This is a genomic window from Helicobacter sp. (assembly GCF_017502485.1).
Taxonomy (GTDB): domain Bacteria; phylum Campylobacterota; class Campylobacteria; order Campylobacterales; family Helicobacteraceae; genus Helicobacter_B.
Genome location: NZ_JAFVUX010000016.1, coordinates 66,083 through 86,667, shown reverse-complemented (window position 1 = coordinate 86,667; position 20,585 = coordinate 66,083). Strand labels below are relative to the sequence as shown.

20 protein-coding genes, 1 other RNA gene and 1 pseudogene are annotated in these 20,585 nt (G+C 42.7%); 7 read left to right on the top strand and 15 right to left on the bottom strand.

Translation table 11 applies throughout. The features are described from left to right. Positions 1–557, top strand: a 557-nt coding sequence (locus IKB69_RS03510) for a response regulator (RefSeq protein WP_290946150.1), incomplete at its 5' end; no start/stop codon positions are given. Positions 558–717: 160 nt separating this feature from the next. Here the strand turns inward: IKB69_RS03510 and ssrA are convergent. The 12 genes from ssrA to hemB form a co-directional block, all read right to left on the bottom strand. Continuing rightward, positions 718–1,081, bottom strand: a transfer-messenger RNA (tmRNA) gene (gene ssrA / locus IKB69_RS03505). A 38-nt stretch (positions 1,082–1,119) separates the two neighbouring features. Further along, a complete protein-coding gene (locus tag IKB69_RS03500; RefSeq protein ID WP_290946147.1) occupies positions 1,120–2,148 on the bottom strand; it encodes an aspartate-semialdehyde dehydrogenase in 1,029 nt (342 codons plus the stop codon). Positions 2,149–2,160: 12 nt separating this feature from the next. Further along, positions 2,161–3,378: a carboxynorspermidine decarboxylase gene (gene nspC / locus IKB69_RS03495; protein WP_290946145.1), complete on the bottom strand. Its 1,218-nt coding sequence runs from the start codon at positions 3,376–3,378 to the stop codon at positions 2,161–2,163. Continuing rightward, entirely contained in the window at positions 3,378–4,334 is a 957-nt protein-coding gene (locus IKB69_RS03490) for a chemotaxis protein (protein WP_290946143.1), read from the bottom strand. The genes nspC and IKB69_RS03490 overlap by 1 nt, the downstream gene beginning before the upstream one ends. A 57-nt stretch (positions 4,335–4,391) precedes the next feature. Then, positions 4,392–5,597 carry an LL-diaminopimelate aminotransferase gene (locus IKB69_RS03485; RefSeq protein WP_290946141.1) on the bottom strand — a complete coding sequence of 402 codons (1,206 nt, stop codon included), beginning with the start codon at positions 5,595–5,597 and terminating at the stop codon, positions 4,392–4,394. Between the two features lie 25 nt (positions 5,598–5,622). Next, positions 5,623–6,450, bottom strand: a complete 828-nt coding sequence (locus IKB69_RS03480) for a hypothetical protein (RefSeq protein ID WP_290946139.1) — start codon at positions 6,448–6,450, stop codon at positions 5,623–5,625. After that, positions 6,450–7,409 carry a hypothetical protein gene (locus tag IKB69_RS03475; RefSeq protein WP_290946137.1) on the bottom strand — a complete coding sequence of 320 codons (960 nt, stop codon included), beginning with the start codon at positions 7,407–7,409 and terminating at the stop codon, positions 6,450–6,452. The genes IKB69_RS03480 and IKB69_RS03475 overlap by 1 nt, the downstream gene beginning before the upstream one ends. A gap of 3 nt (positions 7,410–7,412) precedes the next feature. Continuing rightward, the gene (gene rlmB / locus IKB69_RS03470) at positions 7,413–8,102 is read right to left on the bottom strand and encodes a 23S rRNA (guanosine(2251)-2'-O)-methyltransferase RlmB (protein ID WP_290946135.1); all 690 of its coding nucleotides are present in this window, start codon (positions 8,100–8,102) and stop codon (positions 7,413–7,415) included. Next, positions 8,102–8,962 (bottom strand): 16S rRNA (cytidine(1402)-2'-O)-methyltransferase, encoded by an 861-nt coding sequence (gene rsmI, locus IKB69_RS03465; RefSeq protein WP_290946133.1) that lies wholly within the window; start codon positions 8,960–8,962, stop codon positions 8,102–8,104. Before rsmI ends, rlmB begins: the two co-directional genes overlap by 1 nt. Before the next feature lie 3 nt (positions 8,963–8,965). Next, positions 8,966–9,169 carry a 50S ribosomal protein L31 gene (rpmE, locus tag IKB69_RS03460; RefSeq protein ID WP_023928957.1) on the bottom strand — a complete coding sequence of 68 codons (204 nt, stop codon included), beginning with the start codon at positions 9,167–9,169 and terminating at the stop codon, positions 8,966–8,968. Between the two features lie 80 nt (positions 9,170–9,249). Next, positions 9,250–10,014, bottom strand: a complete 765-nt coding sequence (locus IKB69_RS03455; RefSeq protein WP_290946128.1) for a pseudouridine synthase — start codon at positions 10,012–10,014, stop codon at positions 9,250–9,252. Then, the gene (hemB, locus tag IKB69_RS03450; protein WP_290946126.1) at positions 10,005–11,042 is read right to left on the bottom strand and encodes a porphobilinogen synthase; all 1,038 of its coding nucleotides are present in this window, start codon (positions 11,040–11,042) and stop codon (positions 10,005–10,007) included. The genes IKB69_RS03455 and hemB overlap by 10 nt, the downstream gene beginning before the upstream one ends. 96 nt (positions 11,043–11,138) lie before the next feature. On the opposite strand from hemB, the gene IKB69_RS03445 reads away from it, so the two are divergent. Together IKB69_RS03445 and IKB69_RS03440 are read left to right on the top strand one after the other, a co-directional pair. After that, the gene (locus IKB69_RS03445; protein WP_290946124.1) at positions 11,139–12,128 is read left to right on the top strand and encodes a hypothetical protein; all 990 of its coding nucleotides are present in this window, start codon (positions 11,139–11,141) and stop codon (positions 12,126–12,128) included. Positions 12,129–12,216: 88 nt separating this feature from the next. Then, positions 12,217–13,287, top strand: coding sequence for a Cj0069 family protein (locus IKB69_RS03440; RefSeq protein ID WP_290946122.1), 1,071 nt, complete (start codon positions 12,217–12,219; stop codon positions 13,285–13,287). Between the two features lie 156 nt (positions 13,288–13,443). Here IKB69_RS03440 and IKB69_RS03435 read toward each other — a convergent pair whose 3' ends face one another. From IKB69_RS03435 to IKB69_RS03425, 3 genes are all read right to left on the bottom strand, one after another. Beyond that, positions 13,444–14,727 (bottom strand): citrate synthase, encoded by a 1,284-nt coding sequence (locus tag IKB69_RS03435; protein ID WP_290946120.1) that lies wholly within the window; start codon positions 14,725–14,727, stop codon positions 13,444–13,446. A 153-nt stretch (positions 14,728–14,880) separates the two neighbouring features. Next, positions 14,881–15,984 carry a hypothetical protein gene (locus IKB69_RS03430; RefSeq protein ID WP_290946118.1) on the bottom strand — a complete coding sequence of 368 codons (1,104 nt, stop codon included), beginning with the start codon at positions 15,982–15,984 and terminating at the stop codon, positions 14,881–14,883. Between the two features lie 19 nt (positions 15,985–16,003). Then, complete coding sequence (locus IKB69_RS03425) at positions 16,004–17,047, bottom strand: phospholipase A (RefSeq protein ID WP_290946116.1); 1,044 nt, start codon at positions 17,045–17,047, stop codon at positions 16,004–16,006. Positions 17,048–17,111: 64 nt separating this feature from the next. Between IKB69_RS03425 and IKB69_RS03420 the strand changes: the two genes are divergently transcribed. From IKB69_RS03420 to speA, 4 genes and pseudogenes are all read left to right on the top strand, one after another. Next, positions 17,112–17,273: a hypothetical protein gene (locus IKB69_RS03420; protein ID WP_290946114.1), complete on the top strand. Its 162-nt coding sequence runs from the start codon at positions 17,112–17,114 to the stop codon at positions 17,271–17,273. A gap of 103 nt (positions 17,274–17,376) precedes the next feature. Next, a pseudogene (locus IKB69_RS09145) lies at positions 17,377–17,571 on the top strand (DUF2400 family protein); the annotation flags it as partial. Positions 17,572–17,847: 276 nt separating this feature from the next. After that, complete coding sequence (locus tag IKB69_RS09140; RefSeq protein WP_363240170.1) at positions 17,848–18,633, top strand: TIGR02757 family protein; 786 nt, start codon at positions 17,848–17,850, stop codon at positions 18,631–18,633. Between the two features lie 90 nt (positions 18,634–18,723). After that, positions 18,724–20,571, top strand: coding sequence for an arginine decarboxylase (gene speA, locus IKB69_RS03410; protein WP_290946110.1), 1,848 nt, complete (start codon positions 18,724–18,726; stop codon positions 20,569–20,571). Positions 20,572–20,585: the final 14 nt, after the last annotated feature.

The window sequence follows — 20,585 nt, the reverse complement described above, 5'->3', positions numbered from 1 at the left end:
TGGGCAGGGTGCTACTTGCTAAAAATGGCACACAGGCTTTAGAAATATTTAACACTCACAATATTGATATTATTTTGACTGATATTCTTATGCCAAAAATGAGTGGCATAGAGTTTGCGAGACTCGTGCGACAAGGCTCGCACAATGCGAAGTGTCCCATTATCATCGCTACTGCTCATACAGAAGTGGGCTATTTGCTTGATGCTATAAGCTTGCAAGTAGATGGCTATATCTTAAAGCCCATTGATGTAAAGGAACTACTCTCTACGCTGCGCAAGGCGATTTTACCTCGCCTACAGGCGCAAGAAATCCACGATAAAAATCTCTTGCTTGGAGCGATTGCGACATTTGTGGGTGGTAAAAAGATTGAGATTATCCAATTTCTTTTCACGCATTGTGATAAGGATAATATGTTTTATGGCTCTTATGAGGATATTATCGAGCAGCTTAATGTAAGTAAGCCCACGATTGTAAAGACATTCCACCAGCTTATGGAAGTAGGACTACTTAGCAAAATCCGTAACAAGGTCTATCGTATCAATATACCCAGTAGTTAGATTCTACTAGCTACCTTCTACCTAGAATCTAGGCTAGATTCTAATAGGCTTATGCCAATTTGCGTCGCGTGATCGATAATAGACAATTAGCAAAATCCTTATTGCAAATAATTTAACTTAGATCCTAAAGAGGCTATGGATATTTGCGGAGAAGTGAAAATGGTGGAGTCGTGGGGAGTTGAACCCCAGTCCAAAATACGCGACCAACAAGAGACTCGACATGCTTAAATGGCTAAGGTTTTAGATTCTTACGCAAAAAGACCTTAAACTTTACTTGCGCAAAAAGCTCTCATCTTTCCCTAGATATTGAGCAGAATCTAGGGGCAACTAGCATAAGTAACGATCACATAAGCGCGCTAGTCTCGCTTAAGCAATCGGCTCCGGAATTAGTTAGGCTTATGCTGCTTTTGCGTAAGCTGGAGCGAAGTTTGCATTGTTTGCGTTTATTTGTATGGCAGTTTTACGGCTTACCGAGCCGACATGCACTCAAGGGATACGAATCTTGTCGAAGCCAAATCGACCCCATGGACGCGATTGTAGCAGGCAGATTCTAATACTTGACTTAAGAGTTTTGTGTTAGCTCAATCCATTTTTGTGCGATACGCACAGCATTGGTGGCAGCACCTACACGGATTTGATCGGCTACACACCATAAATGCAAGATAGTATCATCGAAATTGTCTTTACGGATTCTACCGACATAGGTGTGGTTGGTATCTGTGGCAATGGAGGGCATAGGGTAGGAATGCGCACTAGGATCATCTAGCACAACAATATTTGGCGCAGACTCTAAAATCTCCCTTGCTTGCTTGACATCGACCTTTTGCGTAAATCGTATGGTGATAGACTCACTATGACTACGCAAAACAGGCACACGCACACAAGTCGCACTAATAGGAAAGTCCGCGTGCATAATCTTATGTGTTTCTTTAATCATCTTCATCTCTTCTTTTGTGTAATCATTATCCAAAAACACATCAATATGGGGGATTGCATTAAGGGCTAGGCGATGAGCGAAGACTTCTGGTACACAGGATTCTAGCTCAAAAGAGAAGAACTTTTGCATTTGCACAATTAGCTCTTCCATACCTCGCTTACCTGCCCCACTTGCTGCTTGATAAGTGCTTACATCTACTCTTTCTATGCCAAATGCTTTATGCAAAGGTGCTAGCACTTGCACCATTTGGATTGTTGAGCAATTGGGATTAGCGATGATATTGCGCGGAGCGTGTGTAATATCGCTGGGATTAACTTCTGGGACAACCAAGGGCACATCATCACACATACGGAAAAAGCTTGTATTATCAATCACAAGCGCACCAGAATCTGCCGCTACACGAGCAAACCGCTCACTTACACTTCCACCAGCGGAGAAAAATGCTATATCGATTTTGTGCTGTGTAAAGACTTCATCACTAGTGGCTAATACAGGGACCTCTTTGCCAGAAATCTCCACAACCTTACCCAAACTATTGGCACTAGCAAGTGGTAGGATCGATGCTATGGGGAATTGCTCTTCCTCTAGTATATTGATAATTTCTTCACCTACTGCGCCGGTTGCACCGATAATAGCGATACTATAAAGTTTCATTGCTTACCTCCATTAGTTGCGTTCTTTGTAGTCAGTATAAGTAAAGGACTTTAGTAGTGTGAAGCCTCCATTTTCTATGACACCAAGACTAGGGAGTGGCACACCATTAAAGGTGGTGTTTTTCACAATGGTGTAATGCAACATATCAAAAAACAGGATTCTATCACCGAGATGCAAGGGTGTATTGAAGCTAAAATCACCAATTATATCGCCAGATAAACAAGTAGGACCACCAAATCTATAATGATATGCACCTTGGGTCTCGCCTAGATCTCCCTCAAGCTCGCCATTGTCTTTGCTGATTTTGGCACATTGTGGGCGGTAGGGCATCTCTAGGCAATCAGGCATATGCGCAGATGCGCTTACATCTAAAATCGCAATGGAACCATCATTTTGCACGATATCCACTACTTCTGCAAGTAAGAATCCACATTGCCACCCAATCGCTTCTCCCGGCTCTAAAAAGACCTCGATTTGATGATGTTTTTGACGAAAATCATTTAAGAGTGCGATGAGATGATTTGTGTCATAGTCCGCTCGTGTAATGTGATGTCCGCCACCAAAATTGATCCATCGCATTTGCGGGATATATGCGCCAAAATGTTTTTGTATATGTGTGAGTGTGCGCTCTAGGGCGTAAGAGTCTTGCTCGCAATGTGTATGAAAATGCAAGCCATCAATGTCAGCAAGTCCGTAAGATTCTACGCCTTTTGCAAATGCTTCTGGCACGATGCCAAGTCTGCTTTTGGGTGCGCAGGGATTATAGATAGGCGGGGTTACTTCACTATAAAGTGGATTGATTCGAAGCCCCATTGAAATGGGTGTTAGTCCTAATGACTGGAGTTGCTTGTTTTTCTCTTGGATTGTTGGCTTAAATGTTTGGTATTGTGCAAAAGAGTTAAAGATAATATGCGTAGCTATGGGAAGTAAGGCGGCTATTTCCTTAGGTTTGAATGCAGGGGAGAAAACGCACACTTCTTTTTGGCTCTCTCTACCACCGATTTCTTCAAACCCAAGTCTCGCTTCATAGATTCCACTTGCGGCACTGCCACTTAAAGTTTGGCGGACATTGTGGAATCTGCGCCAAAAGGCATAGCCTTTGAGTGCAAGTAGAATCTTTGTACCGCTTTCTTTTTGGACTTTTTCAAGTGTGGCGAGATTAGAATCTAGCTTACTAGATTCTAAGACATAGCAGGGCGAGGGGATAGAAAAATAATTGAAATGTTGCATTATTTAATCATAAAGTTTTTGATAACACGCTCTACATCAAGAGGATTAGACTTAGAGATGAAGTCATTCGCCTTAAGAGACATTGCCATTTCTTCATTGCTGCTACCACTCATTGATGAATTGACGACAATTGGGATATGCGCTGTCTGGGAGTCTGCCTTGACTTGCTTGATGACCTCAAAGCCACTTGCCTCTGGCATTTCCAAGTCTGTGATAATAAGTCCTATGTTATTGACATTTGTTGTAGGGGCAAAAAGATGATCCAAGAGTTTTTTACCATTTAAGAAATCGTGGTGTGTTACACCGATACGGTCAAGAATAATGCGCATTGTTTTTAACACGCTTGGACTATCATCGGCAAGCAATACTTCCTTATTTGTATAGATACGGGAGACTTTTTGCAAGTCTTCTTCTTTTTCCTTCTCTATCCAAGGGAAGACATCAACAAGCATTTTTTCTATATCAACAACTTGCACCAAGCGCCCATCAAAATAGCGAGTGCGACTTACTAGTTTGCTGGTTGGGTTCCCCCCAACTGCCCCAGTGCTCTGCTCAATTTCTGTCCATTTCTTACTTAGGATTCTATCTGCTTCATACACTCGCACTCCGATTGTCCAGCGGGAAAACTCACAAATCATCACAATATCATCGCTACCATCTTGCTGGATTTTATAGGGGCGAAGATCTTTTGTTTTGTTTGTGCTATCATAGAAAAACCATTTACGCATATCAATGAGTGGGATAGTAAGCTCACGGATTGTGATAAGTCCTTCTACAAGGGAGCTTGGCTCGTGGCTTACAATTGTTATCACCCCTCGATATTTCACAACTTCACGGATTTTAAAAACATTGACCGCATAGAGATCCCTACCTTTTTCAAGGCGAAAACACAGCAGCTGAAGCTCATTGTTTTTATGAAGATTGGTAACCTGATCGACTTGAGATAGATTCGACATACGAGTCCCTTGTGAAATTTTTGGGCCATCATAGCATAAAAGCCCTTGATTATTGCATTAAAATTGTTTCAAAAACACCTTGAGATTCTTGGCTGCTTGGCGGATCCTCTTCTCATTTTCTATAAGAGCTATGCGCACATACCCTTCACCATTTTCACCAAAACCTACCCCCGGGCTCACGGCGATTTTCGCTTCTTGCAAAAGCCTTTTAGAAAACTCCATACTTCCTAAATGTTCGCATTGCTTGGGTAAGCGCGCCCACACAAACATACTTGCGCGACTTGGCTGGATCTCCCAGCCAGCTTCACAAAATGTCTGTACAAGAATATCCATACGCTTTTTGTAGGTATTTGTAATATCTTGGACACATTTTTGTGAAGAGTTTAGCGCGATTGTCGCAGCTACTTGCATAGGAGTATAAATCCCATAGTCAAGCCAGCTTTTTATCTTTTGTAAAGCATCGATCATTTTATTGTTCCCCACGACAAAGCCTACGCGCCAGCCAGCCATATTGTAACTCTTGCTTAGGGTGTAAGTCTCCACAGCCACATCAACAGCCCCATCAACTTCAAAGATGGATGGAGTCTTGTAAGTATCAAAGCTTAAATCCGCATAGGCAATATCGCTGATAATATAAAATCTCTCCTGTTTTGCCATAGCCACTAACCGCTCATAAAAATCTTTATGCACGACCACGGCTGTAGGATTATGTGGAAAATTTACCACAACAAACTTAGGTTTTGGGATAGATTCTCTCAAAACGCGCGTAAGATTATCAAAAAATCTTTCATAGCAAAGCTCACTATTTTCATTCCACTCCAAGGGGAATCTAGCGACATTTGCCCCACTAAGGATAAAAGCGTAGTAATGGATAGGATAGGCTGGATCTGGAACTACGGCAGTATCACCTGGATTGGTGATTGCTTGCACGAGATGCACATAGCCTTCCTTGCTCCCCATAGTTACGCAAGCTTGCGTATTTGGATTAAGATCTACACCATACTTGCGCTTATACCAATCGCAAATTGCCAAGCGAAGCTTAAAGATGCCTCTGCTTACAGAGTAGCCGTGATTTTTGGGTTTCTTAGCAGCCTCACAAAGCTTATTGACAATATGCTCTGGGGTAGGTCCATCTGGATTGCCCATAGAAAAGTCGATCACATCTTCACCATTTTGACGCATAGAGAGCTTGATTTCATTAATCGAGGCAAACACATACTTTGGCAGTCGCTTAATTTTGTCGAAAGTTATTTCATCGAACATAGCTTTTCCTTTCTAATGTAACTAATTATGCTCCTAGTCTTACTTCAATTTGTTTGATTACATCTGGATTTTGCGCATCGGTTATCATTATAAACGCAGTTGAAGAATCCGGTCGTATCGAGAGTGAAGATCGTTGATTTTTATCAATGATTATTTGCGTAATTTCTAGGTTTTTATCATAGCAGATGATTCTAGGGGTCCATTTTGGATTTGCAGTGATTTGCAATGATCCTGATTGAGCTATACTAAGCCAATACTGCCCGCTTACTTCTCGCAAAATTAGTGGCGTGTTTGGGCTTAGTGGCTTGGCATTGAAGATTTGCACGCTTTGGGCTTGGATTGTGTAGCTCCATTGGTTTATGTCTTTGCGTGAGATATTTTGTAAGTAGAATCCACGCTTTTGTAACTCTCTATATAAAATGATTGGATCAAGTGCGTGCTCTGTAACCAAAGAAAATGCTATATTTGAGACACCTTGCACCCTACTGGCTTGCGAAACCATAAAATACGAATACCCCATAGAAGAAAGCAAGCCGTTTAGCGTGTAGCTTAGGGCGATGAGAGAAGTCTTTGACTCAAAGGAAATTAGCAACTCCATAGGCTTTGGAAATTTTAGCATTAACAAGCCGTTATTTTTGAGCTCATAAACGATGTTGCTAATATTTAGCTTGCCATTTTCTAAGTAGAACCTAGTTTTATTGGCAAATATTATATCAATGAAGTTTTTGTTTTGCGAGTAGGTTGCTGTGCCAATAAGTTCTTGGATTTTGTCATCAAGCGCATCGGCAGATATTGTGCTAGTATAGCTGATAAGGCACAAAAGAGTAGCTACGAGCTTGCGCATAGCACTCATTATCGCACCTGTTCAGCTAGGCGTTTGTAGGTTTGGGGATCAATCTTGCGGAATCCATTGTCTGGCTCATAGATGAAATAGAGTGGATAGTTGCTCTTGGTGAAAGCAAATGGCTTGCCGTTCATTGTAAGTGTAAAGTTACTATGTCCAAAAGCAAGTAGCCAGCGGTGGTTGTCGGTTTTTATAGTATAGGTGTTGCTTGTTACGCCTTGATATTTGCGACGATTTGTATCAAGATCAACAATATCAAACCACAAGTCTATATCGGTATTTAGTACCATTGCGTTGCTTTGGGTTCGGGTGGCTTGTGTATGCGTAGATTCTGGTTCTTCTTGTATGGAGAGCTGGGGTGGGGTTAGTGAGGCTCCTTGAGTTGATGTGTCATCTTGGGTGCTTCGATCTTCTGCGTACTCTTCCTCTTGATATGGCTCTTGGGATACAGAGATGTCTGTAGATTCTGTGTCTAACTCATCGCTAGCTTGTGTGGATTCTAGCGCATTTTCTTGCGTGCTTGTCTCCGTCCCCGTGGCGGTGTTTGGCTGGTTTTTGTATTTGCTTGCGATATTTTGGTAGATAAGATAGGTAAATATAACAATAGCCACACTTACAAGCGTGAGATAGAATTTCTGCTTGGAGCTTGCTTGCTTCTTGCGCTCATCAATAGCATCGTAGCGTTGCTTTTGTGTATCTAGGCTTAAGTCCTGCACTTGCACACTTTTTTCCATAGGCTCTTCAGTGGCAATATGAGCGCTGTGATACTCGTCATATGCTTTTAATACCGAAGATAAATCAAGCTTATATTCTCGCTCTAGTATTTGCAAAAATCCAACCAAATGGACTCTTTGAGTATGTTCAAACTGCTTATCGAGAATGCCTTGAATTCTTGAAGTAGAGATTTTGGTCTGCTTGGCGATTTCTTTTACGCCTATTTTGCGAAGTTTCTCTAAGTTTTCTTCCATATTCTAGCCTTTATTAGAATCTAAATACGCCATCATAATGCCAGCAGCCACGCTTACATTAAGTGAGTCAAAGCCATTATGCATTTGTATAGATAGCATTCTATCGAGTTTTTTGGCAATTTTATCATACAATCCTTGCGATTCATCGCCTAGGAATAGTGCCCACTTTTGCGTAGGAGTAAAGTGAGCGACATTCTCCCCACTCATATCCGCTCCATACAGAGAGAATCCAGCCATTTTTAACTCATTGATACAATCAAGTGTGTTTGCCACCACGCAAAATGGCAAGGCAAACGCTGCACCAGATGAAGCGCGCAGGATTTGCTCGATTTTTGGAGATTTGATTTGCGCGATGATGATCGCTTGAACCCCTAGCGCATAGGCACTACGGAAAATCCCACCAATATTGCCCATATCGCTAATCCCACATAGCACAAGGATTTTGTGGTGCTGCTTGATAGAAGCAATCGGTGTAGATTCTAGCGGAGTGATACGCGCTAATATGCCTTGATGATTGCCACCGCGGGCTAGGGCTTGAGCTTTTTTGTTATCTAAGCGCAATATGGGCTTGTGGCAGGACTTCATCTTGACAAAAAGCTTTGGCTCTATATCTTTGGCGAGATAAAGCTCACAGATTTTATCACTATGATGCTCTAATGCATAGAGTATGATTTGCTTGCCATAGATAATCATCACCCACCTTGATCGCGTATTATTTGCTCATAGAGCGTTTTAGTATCTATGCCATTTAAGCGCGATAGTAGCTTGGCTTTATGCTTTGGTGCTAGGGGTAAGGATAGCACATCACTTTCATAAAGGGAGATTCTAGGTAGAGCGTTAGCTTGCAGGATTAGAATCCACTCACCTTGTATATTAGTGTGCTCCAAAGCTTGTAACACTTCTTGTGGTGTGCCTTGTATGCGTGATTGGTGGAGTTTGCTTATCTCCTTAATGGCGACCATAAACGCATTAGGCATAAACTCTGCAATATCTCGCACAGATTCTAGCACTCTATGCGGACTCTCATAGAAGATGATTGGCGCACCAGATTCTAGTAGGCGCAGAATCTGTTGTTTTTTATCCTGCTTTTTATGCGCAAGAAATCCACCAAAGACAAATTCTTGTGAGCTAATCCCACTATGTGCAAAGCCTGTTACAAGCGCGCAAGCCCCAGGCAGCACATCATAGGGGAGTCTATGCTCTAAGCAGTAACGCACAAGCTCTGCTCCTGGGTCGCAGATACTAGGCATTCCAGCATCGCTTATATATACCACTGCATCACAGAAAAATTCCGGATCAAGTGTGGCAATAAACTGCGCTTGATTATGAGAGTGTAAGGGAATAAATTGTCTCTTTGTAGAATCCAGTGTAGTATCTGTACGACCGCTTAGGAGTGGAAGTAGCAGAGCAAAACGATCATTAAGCAAATGATAAAGCCTTTTAGCTACTCTTGTGTCTTCACATAGCACGATCTCTGCGCTAGCAAGTGCTAGCAGACTTCTTATGGTAATGTCACCAAGATTCCCTATGGGAGTGGGGACAAGTAACAGCACTGGCTATTTTAGATTATATTTTTGGCGGAATTTTTCAACTCTTCCTGTCGCATCAGCGATTTTATCGCTTCCTGTGTAAAATGGATGACAAAAGCTTGAAATATCAATGCGAAGTTCTTTTTTTGTGCTAAGGACTTCGATTTCCTTACCGCTTGTTACACAAGTTACTTTACAAGGGATATATTCTGGGTGTATGCCTTTTTTCATTGTGTAGATCCTTTGTGGAAATTAGGGCGAGATTCTAACACCAAAAAATTAAAAAAACCATAAAGCCCACGCACTTGTCACTAGCGATTGTGTGCTTCTTGTAAAAACTTGCGCAAATTCCTATACTCTTCTTTACTAAAATACCGCCATTTGCCTACGGGTAGGGCGTTAAGGCTAGTAAAGCCATAGCGCACGCGGCGTAAATCTAGCACGCCTGCCTTAAAGTAGCCAAAAAATCGCCGAAGCTCTCTGTTGCGCCCTTCTTGGATCACTACCTTAAGCTTTGAAAATCGCTGCGTGCTTTTGATAATCTGCCACGATACAAATGGCGCGAACTCCATCTCCACAATCTGGCTATGCTTATGCCCACCACGCTTGGCGTTGCTAGCGTGTAAGCCATTTTCCATAGCTTCTAGCATTGCTTGAGTTATGGGTTTATCGATTTTAATGATATATTCTCGCTCTAAATTGCTATGCATAAGCGTGCTAGCAATGCTCTTAGAATCCCCTATGATCAGCAGTCCCTCACTTGCAAAATCTAATCGCCCCACAGGGATAAATGCGCGAAATTTAGATTCTAGGCTATCATAAATCGTGCGTCTTTGACGATCATCGTACTTGCTTACTAGCTCGCCTTTGGGTTTATGATAGATGATGAAAGTGTAGTCATCTTCCTTTTTAGGCTTTAGTTGCTTGCCATCGATAAAGACTCTATCGCCTTCGCCTAGCACTGCCCCAAGCTGTGCTACTTGGCGATTTATACGCACGCGCCCTTGGATGATTAGGGCGTCTGCTTCTCTGCGTGATCGCGCGCTATTATGTGCAATAAAGATATTCAGTCGCATAAGCCTAGGGTGATCGCTTCTTTAGCGTGGTAGCTTATGATAATATCCCCCCCTGCGCGCTTGAAGCTTAGGAGATTTTCTTCTAGCACACGCTTATAATCAATAATCCCAGCTTGTTGCGCAAGCTTTAACATCGCATATTCTCCGCTGACATTATAAATGGCAAGGGGGATTAAAGTGGATTGCGCTATATCGCGCACGATATCCAAAAACGCTAGCGCGGGCTTGACCATTAAAATATCTGCGCCTTCTTGCGCATCTAGCAGGCTCTCAAGCAGTGCTTCTCTGCTATTGGCTATATCTTGCTGATAGCTTTTGCGATCACCAAAGCTTGGAGCAGATTCTGCCACATCGCGAAATGGTCCATAATACGCGCTAGCAAACTTGGTCGAGTAGCTCATAATTGGGATATGTGCAAACCCACTAGAATCTAGTGCTACGCGTAAAGTGCGCACCATCATATCCATAGAAGCGCTAGGTGCGATCATATCTGCGCCTGCTTGGGCTAGGATAACTGCTTGTTTAGCTAGAATCTGCAAGGTTGCATCATTATCCACGCTACCTAGCTTTTCATTAAGGGTGCCACAATGCCCGTGGCTTGTGTACTCACAAAAGCATAAATCCACCACTACAAGCAGCTCTGGACAGGCATTTTTGATAGCGGCAATGGCGCGACAGACAATGCTATTTGGCTGTAATGCATGGCTACCTTGCGGATCTTTTTCGTTAGGGATGCCAAAGAGCACCACGCCCAAAATCCCAAGCTTGGCTACCTCATCGCACTCTTGCACAAGTGTATCAATACTCATTTGATACACACCGGGCATAGAGCTAATCTCACGCTTAATATTCTCTCCTTCGCAGACAAAAAGAGGCAAAAGAAAGTCGCTTTTGTGCAAGCGTGTTTGTCGTACAAGTGCGCGCATAGCAGGCTTATAGCGCAAGCGACGCGGGCGGATATAAGCGGTAGAATCTAGAATCTTTGTAGATTCTACTTGCAGTGTTATGGGGGCAGGTTTTTGTAGCATAGTGATCCTTAGAAATAAGCTTGCAACGCTATTTTGTAGGCAAATGTGATAATATAGTATTTTTCATAAAAATATCGTAAAAAGGTGGAAGCTAGAATGTATGCGCAGTTTGATGTGGCGCTAATGTTGCAATATCTTAAAAACAAAGGTTATACCCAAGAAGAGCTTGTAGCGATGAGCGATGAGCGTATATTAAAGCTTTACCAAGATACTACAAGAGACTTCATCTTGCATGCTCAAGATGTGCTAGAGACAAGCGAGGAGCACGAGAATCTACGCAAGAAGAGCACGATGATTATGCCAGAGACCATAGCACTAATTGGGCAAGATATTACTAAGGTCTATGAAGAGATAGATAACTATATTGATCTCTACTCTGTGCGTGAGCTAGCCAATATCCTACTCTCTGCCCTGCCCGGAGTGAAGCTTGCCAAGGTGGAAAAAATGGTGCGTATAAAAATCCGCGAGCTCCAAGAAATTTGGCTTCTTGAGCTAAAGGACAATCTAGGCTTGCTCCCTGAAGAAGAGCGCGATACGCTTATGGAGTATTATCTAGCGCATAAAGACGATTTGCCTATGCTAAGGGACATTTACCAAAAGTCCAAGGATCAAGCCTATATCGATGAGATTTGTGACATTGCTCATATCAAGCTCTCAATGATCCAAGAGTATATGCCAGATGAGTTAGAATCTAACTATAAGAGCTTTTATGATCATAGCCCAGAAAAGCTCTCAATTATCCAAGGTATTCTAGCCCTAACAGCTGCGTATAGCAAAGGTGCATTGCTGAGTATGTCCATTAAAGAGCTACAAGAAACTTTGCAAGAGCTAGAAGAAAAGGAGCAAGAAGAAATTGCGCAAAAAGCCTTAGCAAACCACTACTTCGAGCGTTTTAAGGCTGCCTTACACGATCCAGATGACCAGCATTTCACAAATGTATGCCTTGATGCGGCAAGCGAGCTTCCACGCCCAAGATTCCAAGAGCTAGCCACGGAGCTAGCTAACCACTATAAGCATTTTCATCAACGCTTTAGTGATGTAAGTAAAGAATACAAAGATATGCAGAATCTACAAATTGTATTTTAGATTTTAGACTAGACTCTAGGAGATATTTTACTTTATGGTGTATTTGTGGTATCCTAGAATCCATTTTTAATCATTTAAGGAGTTGTCAATGAAAAAGAACATTGTGTTTTTTGAGGCAAAAGGTGGTAGCGACAAAGGTCCCGATGGATACAGAAAAGACACGATGCCAATGGTCAATGCCCTAAAGGCTCAAGGCTGGAGTGCAGAAGTGGTGTTTTTCACCGATGATATTTTGCGCAATGAGAGCGAGCGTAATAAAATCTATGAACGCGTTAGAGATAGTGCAGATGGCTATGTATCGCGCGTCAATCCGGGGAATTTGAAAGAAGAGAAGCTATACTTTGATGTGCTACGGAAGCTTTGTAATGATGGGCTTGTAGGTATGTCTCACCCAGATGCGATGGTCGGCTATGGTGCTAAAGATGCGCTCACAAAGCTAGCTTCTACAGATCTTGTGCCAGATGATACTTATGCCTACTATGATGTTGAGACTTTCAAAAAGACTTTTCCAAAAAGCCTAGCAAAAGGTGAGCGAGTTTTGAAGCAAAATCGTGGCTCCACAGGAGAGGGGATTTGGCGTGTGCGCCTAGAATCTACAAGCGATTATGGCAAGGTAGAATCTCTCCCACTTGATACTACAATCATCTGTACAGAGGCTAAAGATAATCACACAGAGACAAGAAAGCTTGGAGAGTTTATGGACTTCTGCGAGCAATATATCATCGGTGATAATGGAATGCTTGTAGATATGACTTTCTTGCCGCGTATCAAAGAGGGCGAAATTAGAATCCTAATGCTCTATAAAACACCCGTGTATGTCGTGCATAAAAAGCCTGCTGAAGGTGGCGATGCTTTCTCTGCGACTCTCTTTAGTGGCGCGAAATATCGCTACGATGAGCCTAAAGACTGGCAATCGCTAATTGATTGGTTTTTAGTGCAGCTCCCAGAGATCCGCACTAAGCTTGGCAACTATGATCTTCCATTGATTTGGACGGCAGATTTTATCTTAGATACTGATGTAAATGGCAAGGACAAGTATGTCCTAGGTGAGATCAACTGCTCTTGTGTAGGCTTTACAAGTCCAGCGGAGTTTATGGAGAAAATTGCTGTAATGGTAGGCGATAATATCGTAGAAATCGTTAGCGAGAAAAAGGCTTAGGTTCTGTGCTACTTGCTAGGGCTATGCTCTAGCGACTTATCTTCTTTAAATACTTTGGATTCTATCTCTGTCGGTTTTTGGTTATTGTGCAGTTTATGGGCTTGTATGTATGCGATAATTTGAGCTAGTGGCTTTAGGTACCACTAGCTATAAGGTTTACTTACCTAGATATACTTGTCTTGGGCGAGTGATCCTAGCGCGTGTATTTTTGGAGTGCTCTATAAGCTGCGCACACCAGCCCGGCATCCTTCCTAGCACGAAAATTGGCGTGAAAAGCTTTGTGGGGATTTTAAGCGCGCTTAGGATAATACCACTGTAGAAATCTACATTAGGATAAAGATTGCGCGCTTTGAAGTAATCATCTTGCAAGGCTACTTCTTCAAGCTTTTCTGCAATGTCGCTTAGGCGGTGGTCCATTTTGATCCCCTTTTTGTCAAGCTCGTTTTTGAGAGTCTTGATTGCTTTAGCGCGTGGGTCATAGCTTTTATACACTCTATGTCCAAATCCCATAAGTCTAAATGGATCGTTTTTGTCTTTTGCTTTCTCTACAAACTGCGCGACATTTTTTACATCGCCAATCTCATTGAGCTGGCGCAAGACCGCTTCATTTGCGCCTCCGTGTGCTGGACCCCATAGTGCGTTGATACCAGAGGCGATAGCTGCGTAAGGATGCACGCCTGTGGAAGCAACATTACGCACAGTTGTAGTGGAAGCATTTTGTCCGTGGTCTGCGTGGAGACTTAGGATTTTATCCAGCGCTTCTACTTCAAGAGGAGTGATTTCTTGCTCGCCTTTTAGTGTATGTTTAAGCCTACCGTGTGGATAGGCACGGAGCATATATAAGAAGTTTTCTACATAGCTTTTATTGACATCTGGCTCGATAAATGGTGCGCCCACTGAGTTGCGATAGCAAAAGGCTATCATTGTGGGGGTTTTGGCGATGATTCTGCGTGCCATTGTCTGGTAGTCATCTTCATCGTCCATTTCCTTATGATCATAGTAGAGCGTGGCTAGCACAGAGACAAGCGCGGAGAGTGTTGCCATAGGGTGCGCAGAGTCTGGAAATATGCTAAAGATACCCTTTAGTCGCTCGTGTAAAAAGCTTCTATGGCGCAACTCTAAGTCAAAATCTAGCGATTCTTGCTCATTTTTGGGTAGCTCATCGCTAATAAGCAACTTACAAATGTCAGTAAATTTGTATTTGTCGATTAGATCTTGGATGGGGATACCCTTGTAGAGTAACTCGCCATCTTTACCATTGACATAGCTAATAGTAGATTCACAACCTGCGGTACTGCCATAGCCTGGATCGTAGGCGAAAATCCCCGTTGTCTCAAAAAGTTTAGAAAAATTCACCGCTTTTGGACCTCTTGTACATTCTATGAGATCAAAATCCCAGCTTTGATTGGTCTCGTTGTTGGTAAAAGTGATTGTTCCCATTGTGTGTCCTTTCATATAGATATGTGAATATATTACATTATTTTTTACGCTAGGTAAATGATTTTTTACTTTGGTGTTTGGTTGGGGTGCGCTGGGTAGGGCGGTGGATCGTGTGAGATGTGTTGGGTAGATTTGTGCGCGTTATGCGCGGGATCATATAGGCGCAAGGGGTTTTAGTGTAGAAAATAGTAACGATTCTGCCAAATCTCGTAGAGCTGCTTCTAGCGCATCGCCTAACTGCAGACTCTCAAGCACGATTTGGATAGCTTGTGTTTGGCTTGCATTTTCTAAGAGACTTGTGAGAATGTTTAGGGAGTTTTGTATGCCTTTTGCTTGCTTAATCGCGCCAATTTCTTTAAAGTGCGCAATTTGGGTGCGCTGGTTGGAGGCGGATTCTAGGATAATGCTTGGGATTTTTAGCCCAAGTAGCTCTAGCATACTTCCACCACCTGCACTAATGGCATAATCACACGCCTGTGCTAGGGAGAGAAATATATCTGGGCTAAGATTGCGGTAGATGGCGATGTGTCTATGGTGCTTGTTATGTGCTTGCAAAAGTGGTGAGTAAAGCTTGTGTGTATAGCCTCCGCCTAGCACGATGTGAAAATATAAAGTATAAGGGCTAGATTCTAGGTAGGCGTGGAGTTCTTGTAGTAATGCTTGTGTGAGATTCTTAGAATCTACCCCACCAAAACTTACAAGGATATGTTTTGCTTGCAAGCTTGTCTGTAGGCTAGAAACTCTATGTGATAATTCTCTTTCGCGCACCTGAGGCATAATGGCATATTGCTCCCCACACCAAAGGTGATAAGGCTTTGTAGCAAAATACGCACAAGACTCTGGGCTAGGGTTTAGGATATAGCTTTGTGCTGGGTAAATATCGCGCAGGGTATCATCTAGGCAGATTAGCGCGTCGCTGCACTCCTGTATATGCGCGTACAATGCCATACTGGCAAGATAACTATCGATTATAGCAAGCACAGGGGTATTGCTACTCTTACTGCTTTTGTGTGCATTGCTAGAGAACCACTCGTGTGCGTTATAGTGGATTCTAGCTTGTAGATCATTGGGTAGGATCTTGCTAAGCTCTGGGATAAAGTCGCCACGATTGTGGAGCGTGATTGTGGAAATCGCTTGCACTTGCGCACAGATTCTAGCAAGCTTTATGCAGCGATACAAATGCCCTAAGCCTATTTTCTTGCCACTCTCGCAAAATATTTCAACATTAATGCCTCGCTCACCACTTTTACTTGCCATTTGTTACCTAGAATCTAGCTTAAAAATTTAGCCTTAGTCCTGATCCTGCGCGTGTGAGCGGATAATTAAACTCATATAAGCTATCGCCAAAGCCGTGGATCATCTGAAAATATACGCCTACGCGCTTGCTTAAGCGATAAGTATAGCCAAGCTGTACGCGTCCCTTCCAGTCCCAATAGTCCTTGTTAAAGTAGTTATTTAAAATATTATTGACATAAAGTTCAAACAAATGTCTCTTGTATTCGTATGAAAATACTATATCTCCAAAGCCGATGTAGGAAGTGAGATTGTTATTATCGCCTTTGTCGCTGATAACATGCCTACCTATTGGTATCCACGCCCGAAGAGATAGCTCAAATCGCCCTTTTTGCCAATCAATTTGGGTGATAAAGCGATCGATAGACTTTGATCGTCGAAACCAGTTTGGATCATCTTTGCTTAAGCCTTGGTTGCGAATATCTGCTTCTCCTACGACAAGATTATCCTTGCGCTCGCCATTGCTCAAGTGTGTATAGCCTATGCTTATGCCTGTGATATAGCCCCGCAGGAAAGGTAGCTGCCTATAGTAGTTGAACATAAAGCTAGGGTTAAAGTTTATATCGCGCATAGGTTTGGAGTCTTTTGTGTTGTAGATTTGAAACCAATGTGTCTGCGTATAAGCAAAGTCGAAGTTGCAATATTTGCACACAAGTTGCTCCAAAAACACCACGCGAAAGCTCACTTGGAACTTCATTTCTACAGGAATGTCGTTTCTAGAGTAGGGCGGTGTGAAGCTGTAATAGGCTGGGAGAATGTAAACAGGGAGGTTATTTGCTAGCTGGATATATTTGGTCTTTGGATTTATGGGGGCGTTTTTCTCTGCTGGGGCTTGGAGCAAGAGATTGTTTTGAAGCGATTCTGGGAGATTATCTTGCTTTAGTTGGTATGTGGGGCTTGTATTGGTGGGCAAATTATCTTTAGCAAGCTTATCTTTGGCAAGGCTATCGCTAGTAGGGCTAGAATCTGCTTGCATAAGTAGTGTGCATACTTGCCACGCCCACGCAATCAGCAGTATTCTACGCATTTGTACCCTTTAACTAGAATCTATGAAGCTTGGATTATAGTGTATTTTAGGCTAGAATCCACTTTTGCCATTGCAAATCTTGCGCATACACTACTTTCATAAGGATATGGATATTGATGAATGTCTTTTTGCAAGGCGTGCTGCTTGGGATAGCCTAATTGTCGTCATTGGCGTGCAGGCATATTTTACGCAATTTGCGTGTGCTTGGTGTGTGATATTGTGGTGATGGGTTTTAGTGTCTTTGGTGTAGGTGGAGTGATTGATTGGAGTAGGGACTTGCTGTATGCAACATATGCGAGGATATGATGAATCACGCTAGTTTGCAGGAGTTGCTAGATTCTGCCTACTATGCGCATAATCGCGTGGGGGCAATTAGTGAGCAAAACTTAGACCCTCTACTTGTCGTCTATGAAAATTCCCATCGCGCAAATCTCCCTGCTATCGCGCTTGTTTGCGCACTTTTTGCCTATGGGAATGTGGGGGCTATTGTGGGGTTTTTACGGAAGCTAGATTTTAGCTTGCTTGGTGGGGATTCGGTCTTGGGTGAGCGATGCGGCAGTGTTGCACTTTGTGGCAAAGGCACGACCACCAAGGTCGCTAACCTTTACCACAAAGTGCAAAGCTCCCACAGCCCCACCGCAACCCCTAGAATCCTTGAAGAAGCAAATTGCATCGAGTGTGAAAAATCCTGCCGCGAGCAGACAGAGCTAGAATCCAAAAACTTAGATTCTAGCCTTTCCCCGTCATTGCGAGGCGATACAATCGCCGAAGCAATCCATACAAATAAGCTAGAATCTAGTATGAAAGTAGATTCTAGTAAGCAAGCCCAAGCCATAAATAAGCAAGAGCGGGATTCTAGGATTTGCGATGAGAAATGTGGGTTGCAAGAAAAATCGCAAGGGAGCTACCTAGATGGTAATGACTGCCGCGATTTTTCGTCGCTCCCGCATTTATCGCGCAAAGCCGAATCCTTTAGACTAGAAAGAATCTTGCACACCACCTTCCCCTATTACCGCTTCCAAACTAGCGATGATGTGAAACTACTCTTTGCAAGCCTAGCGTGTATTATCGCTCAAGGCGGACTAGAATCTAGCTTTTCACGCAAAGCACCCCCGCTTGCTGTCATTAGTGCTATAAGCCAAGCCATTTGCTCTCACGCAAGTAGAATTCTAGCGAGCCCTTTATACGCGCCATTTTTTAGCCACGATTATCGTGCTAACTTCTTGGCTAGCAAGCAGTTTTCCCAAGGCTTTAGCTTCCTTGTAGGTGTGTCGCCTAGCTCACCGCTAAAGCGGTGGAATATGTTTTTGCGCTGGCTTACGCGTAAAGACCACATTGATCTAGGGCTATGGCAGGATCTTGTATCTCCTAGTGATTTGCTCCTCCCGCTTGATACCCACACCTTGCGCATAAGCCGCGCGCTCACGCTCTTGCAGCGCAAAAGCTATGATAGAAAAGCTGTGCTAGAAGTGAGTGCTAGTCTTAAACGATTTTGTGCGCACGACCCTATCCGCTATGATTTTGCTCTCTATCGCATAGGGCAAAGTGGTATGACTTGGCTAGATTTAGAGCAATTAGATGGCTAATACTGATAAGTAGCTTGCAGCACGCACAAAGCATAAAACATTGTATAATGCCACTATGCTTAAAAGCCCTAGAATCTAAAGGAGTGCGCTATGGTGGATTATGGGATCAAGTATTGGTCAAACGATGATTTTATTATCGAAGATGGGCTTGTCAAGGTTAATTATCAACATAAGCCCTCCTTGCTTGAGATTGTGCAAGATATTAGAGAAAAAGGCTATAAAGGACCCTTGCTTGTGCGCTTTCCGCATTTAATCCATAAGCAAGTGCGCCAGCTTTTTAGCGCGTTTGAAACTGCCATTGATGAATATCACTACACAGGTGCTTTTAAGGCTGTTTTTCCCCTCAAGGTTAATCAAATGCCAAATTTTGTGCTCCCCCTTATGGATTGTGTGCAGGGGTTGTGCTATGGGTTAGAGGCAGGTAGCAAATCTGAGCTTATTGTTGCTATGGCTTATACCAATGAAAATGCTCCCATAACGGTTAATGGTTTTAAAGATAAAGAGATGATTTCTCTAGGATTTATCGCAGCAAAAATGGGACACGATATTACTTTAACCATCGAGGGACTCAATGAGCTAGAATCTATCATCGAAGTAGCAAAGGAGCTTGGTGCTCCCTATCCTAATATCGGTTTGCGTATTAGGCTACATAGCACAGGTACAGGCGTGTGGGGAAAATCAGGTGGGATTAATGCAAAATTTGGACTTACTTCTACTGAGCTTTTAGAAGCGATCCGTCGTCTTGAAGACTCTAAGCTCCTAACGCAATTTACGATGATCCACTTCCACATAGGTAGTCAAATTAGCGATATTTCTCCACTTAAAAAAGCCTTGCGAGAAGTGGGTAATATTTACGCAGAGCTACGCAAAATGGGGGCAAAAAATCTAACTTGTGTCAATATTGGTGGTGGGCTAGCAGTAGAATATACCCAGCACGAGGGTGAAAATAATCGCAACTACACGCTAAGCGAGTTTAGTGGCGATGTGGTATTCTCGCTTAAAGAAATTGTGCGCAATAAGCAAGAAAAAGAGCCAGATATTTTTATAGAATCTGGGCGATTTGTTTCGGCAAACCACGCTGTTTTAGTCGCGCCTGTGCTAGAGCTTTTTAGTCAAGAGTATGATGAAAAAGCCCTGCGTTTGAAGGAAAGCAACCCTCCACTAATTGCTGAAATGCTTGATCTTTATCAAAGTGTGAGTGAAAAAAATGCCATTGAATACTTGCATGATAGCCTAGATCATATGGAATCACTTTTAACACTCTTTGATTTGGGCTATATCGATCTAACTGATCGTTCAAACACGGAAATCCTTGTGCATTTAATCATCAAAAAAGTCATCAAACTCTTAAAACACAAAAACCATAACGACATTATTAGAATCCAAGAGCAAGTTCAAGAGCGATATTTGCTAAATTGTAGCTTTTTCCAGAGTTTGCCAGATTATTGGGGACTTGGGCAAAACTTCCCCGTAATGCCCATAGACAGGCTTAATTGTCGTCCCACGCGCAGCGCAAGTCTCTGGGATATTACTTGCGATAGCGATGGCGAGATAGCCTTTAATGCTAAAAAGCCTTTATATCTCCACGATGTTGATGTGATGGAAGAAGAGTATTTCCTAGGATTTTTCTTAGTGGGAGCATATCAAGAAGTACTAGGTATGCGACATAATCTCTTCACCCACCCCACAGAGTTTAGCGTGGTATTTGATGATGATTTAAATAAAGGTTACGCAATAGAAAATCTCCTAGAAGCACAAAACATCCTTGATGTGTTAGATGATTTAGACTATGATACCAAGGAAATTGAGCGGATTTTGAAGCAGCGCATTGATGATTCTGGCATTAGTGATGAGGACAAAAAGGAAGTGTTAGGTATGCTCTATGTAATGCTTAGTGAAAATGGCTATTTGCGTACGATTACCAAAGATTCGCAATAGCCCAAAGGATAGCT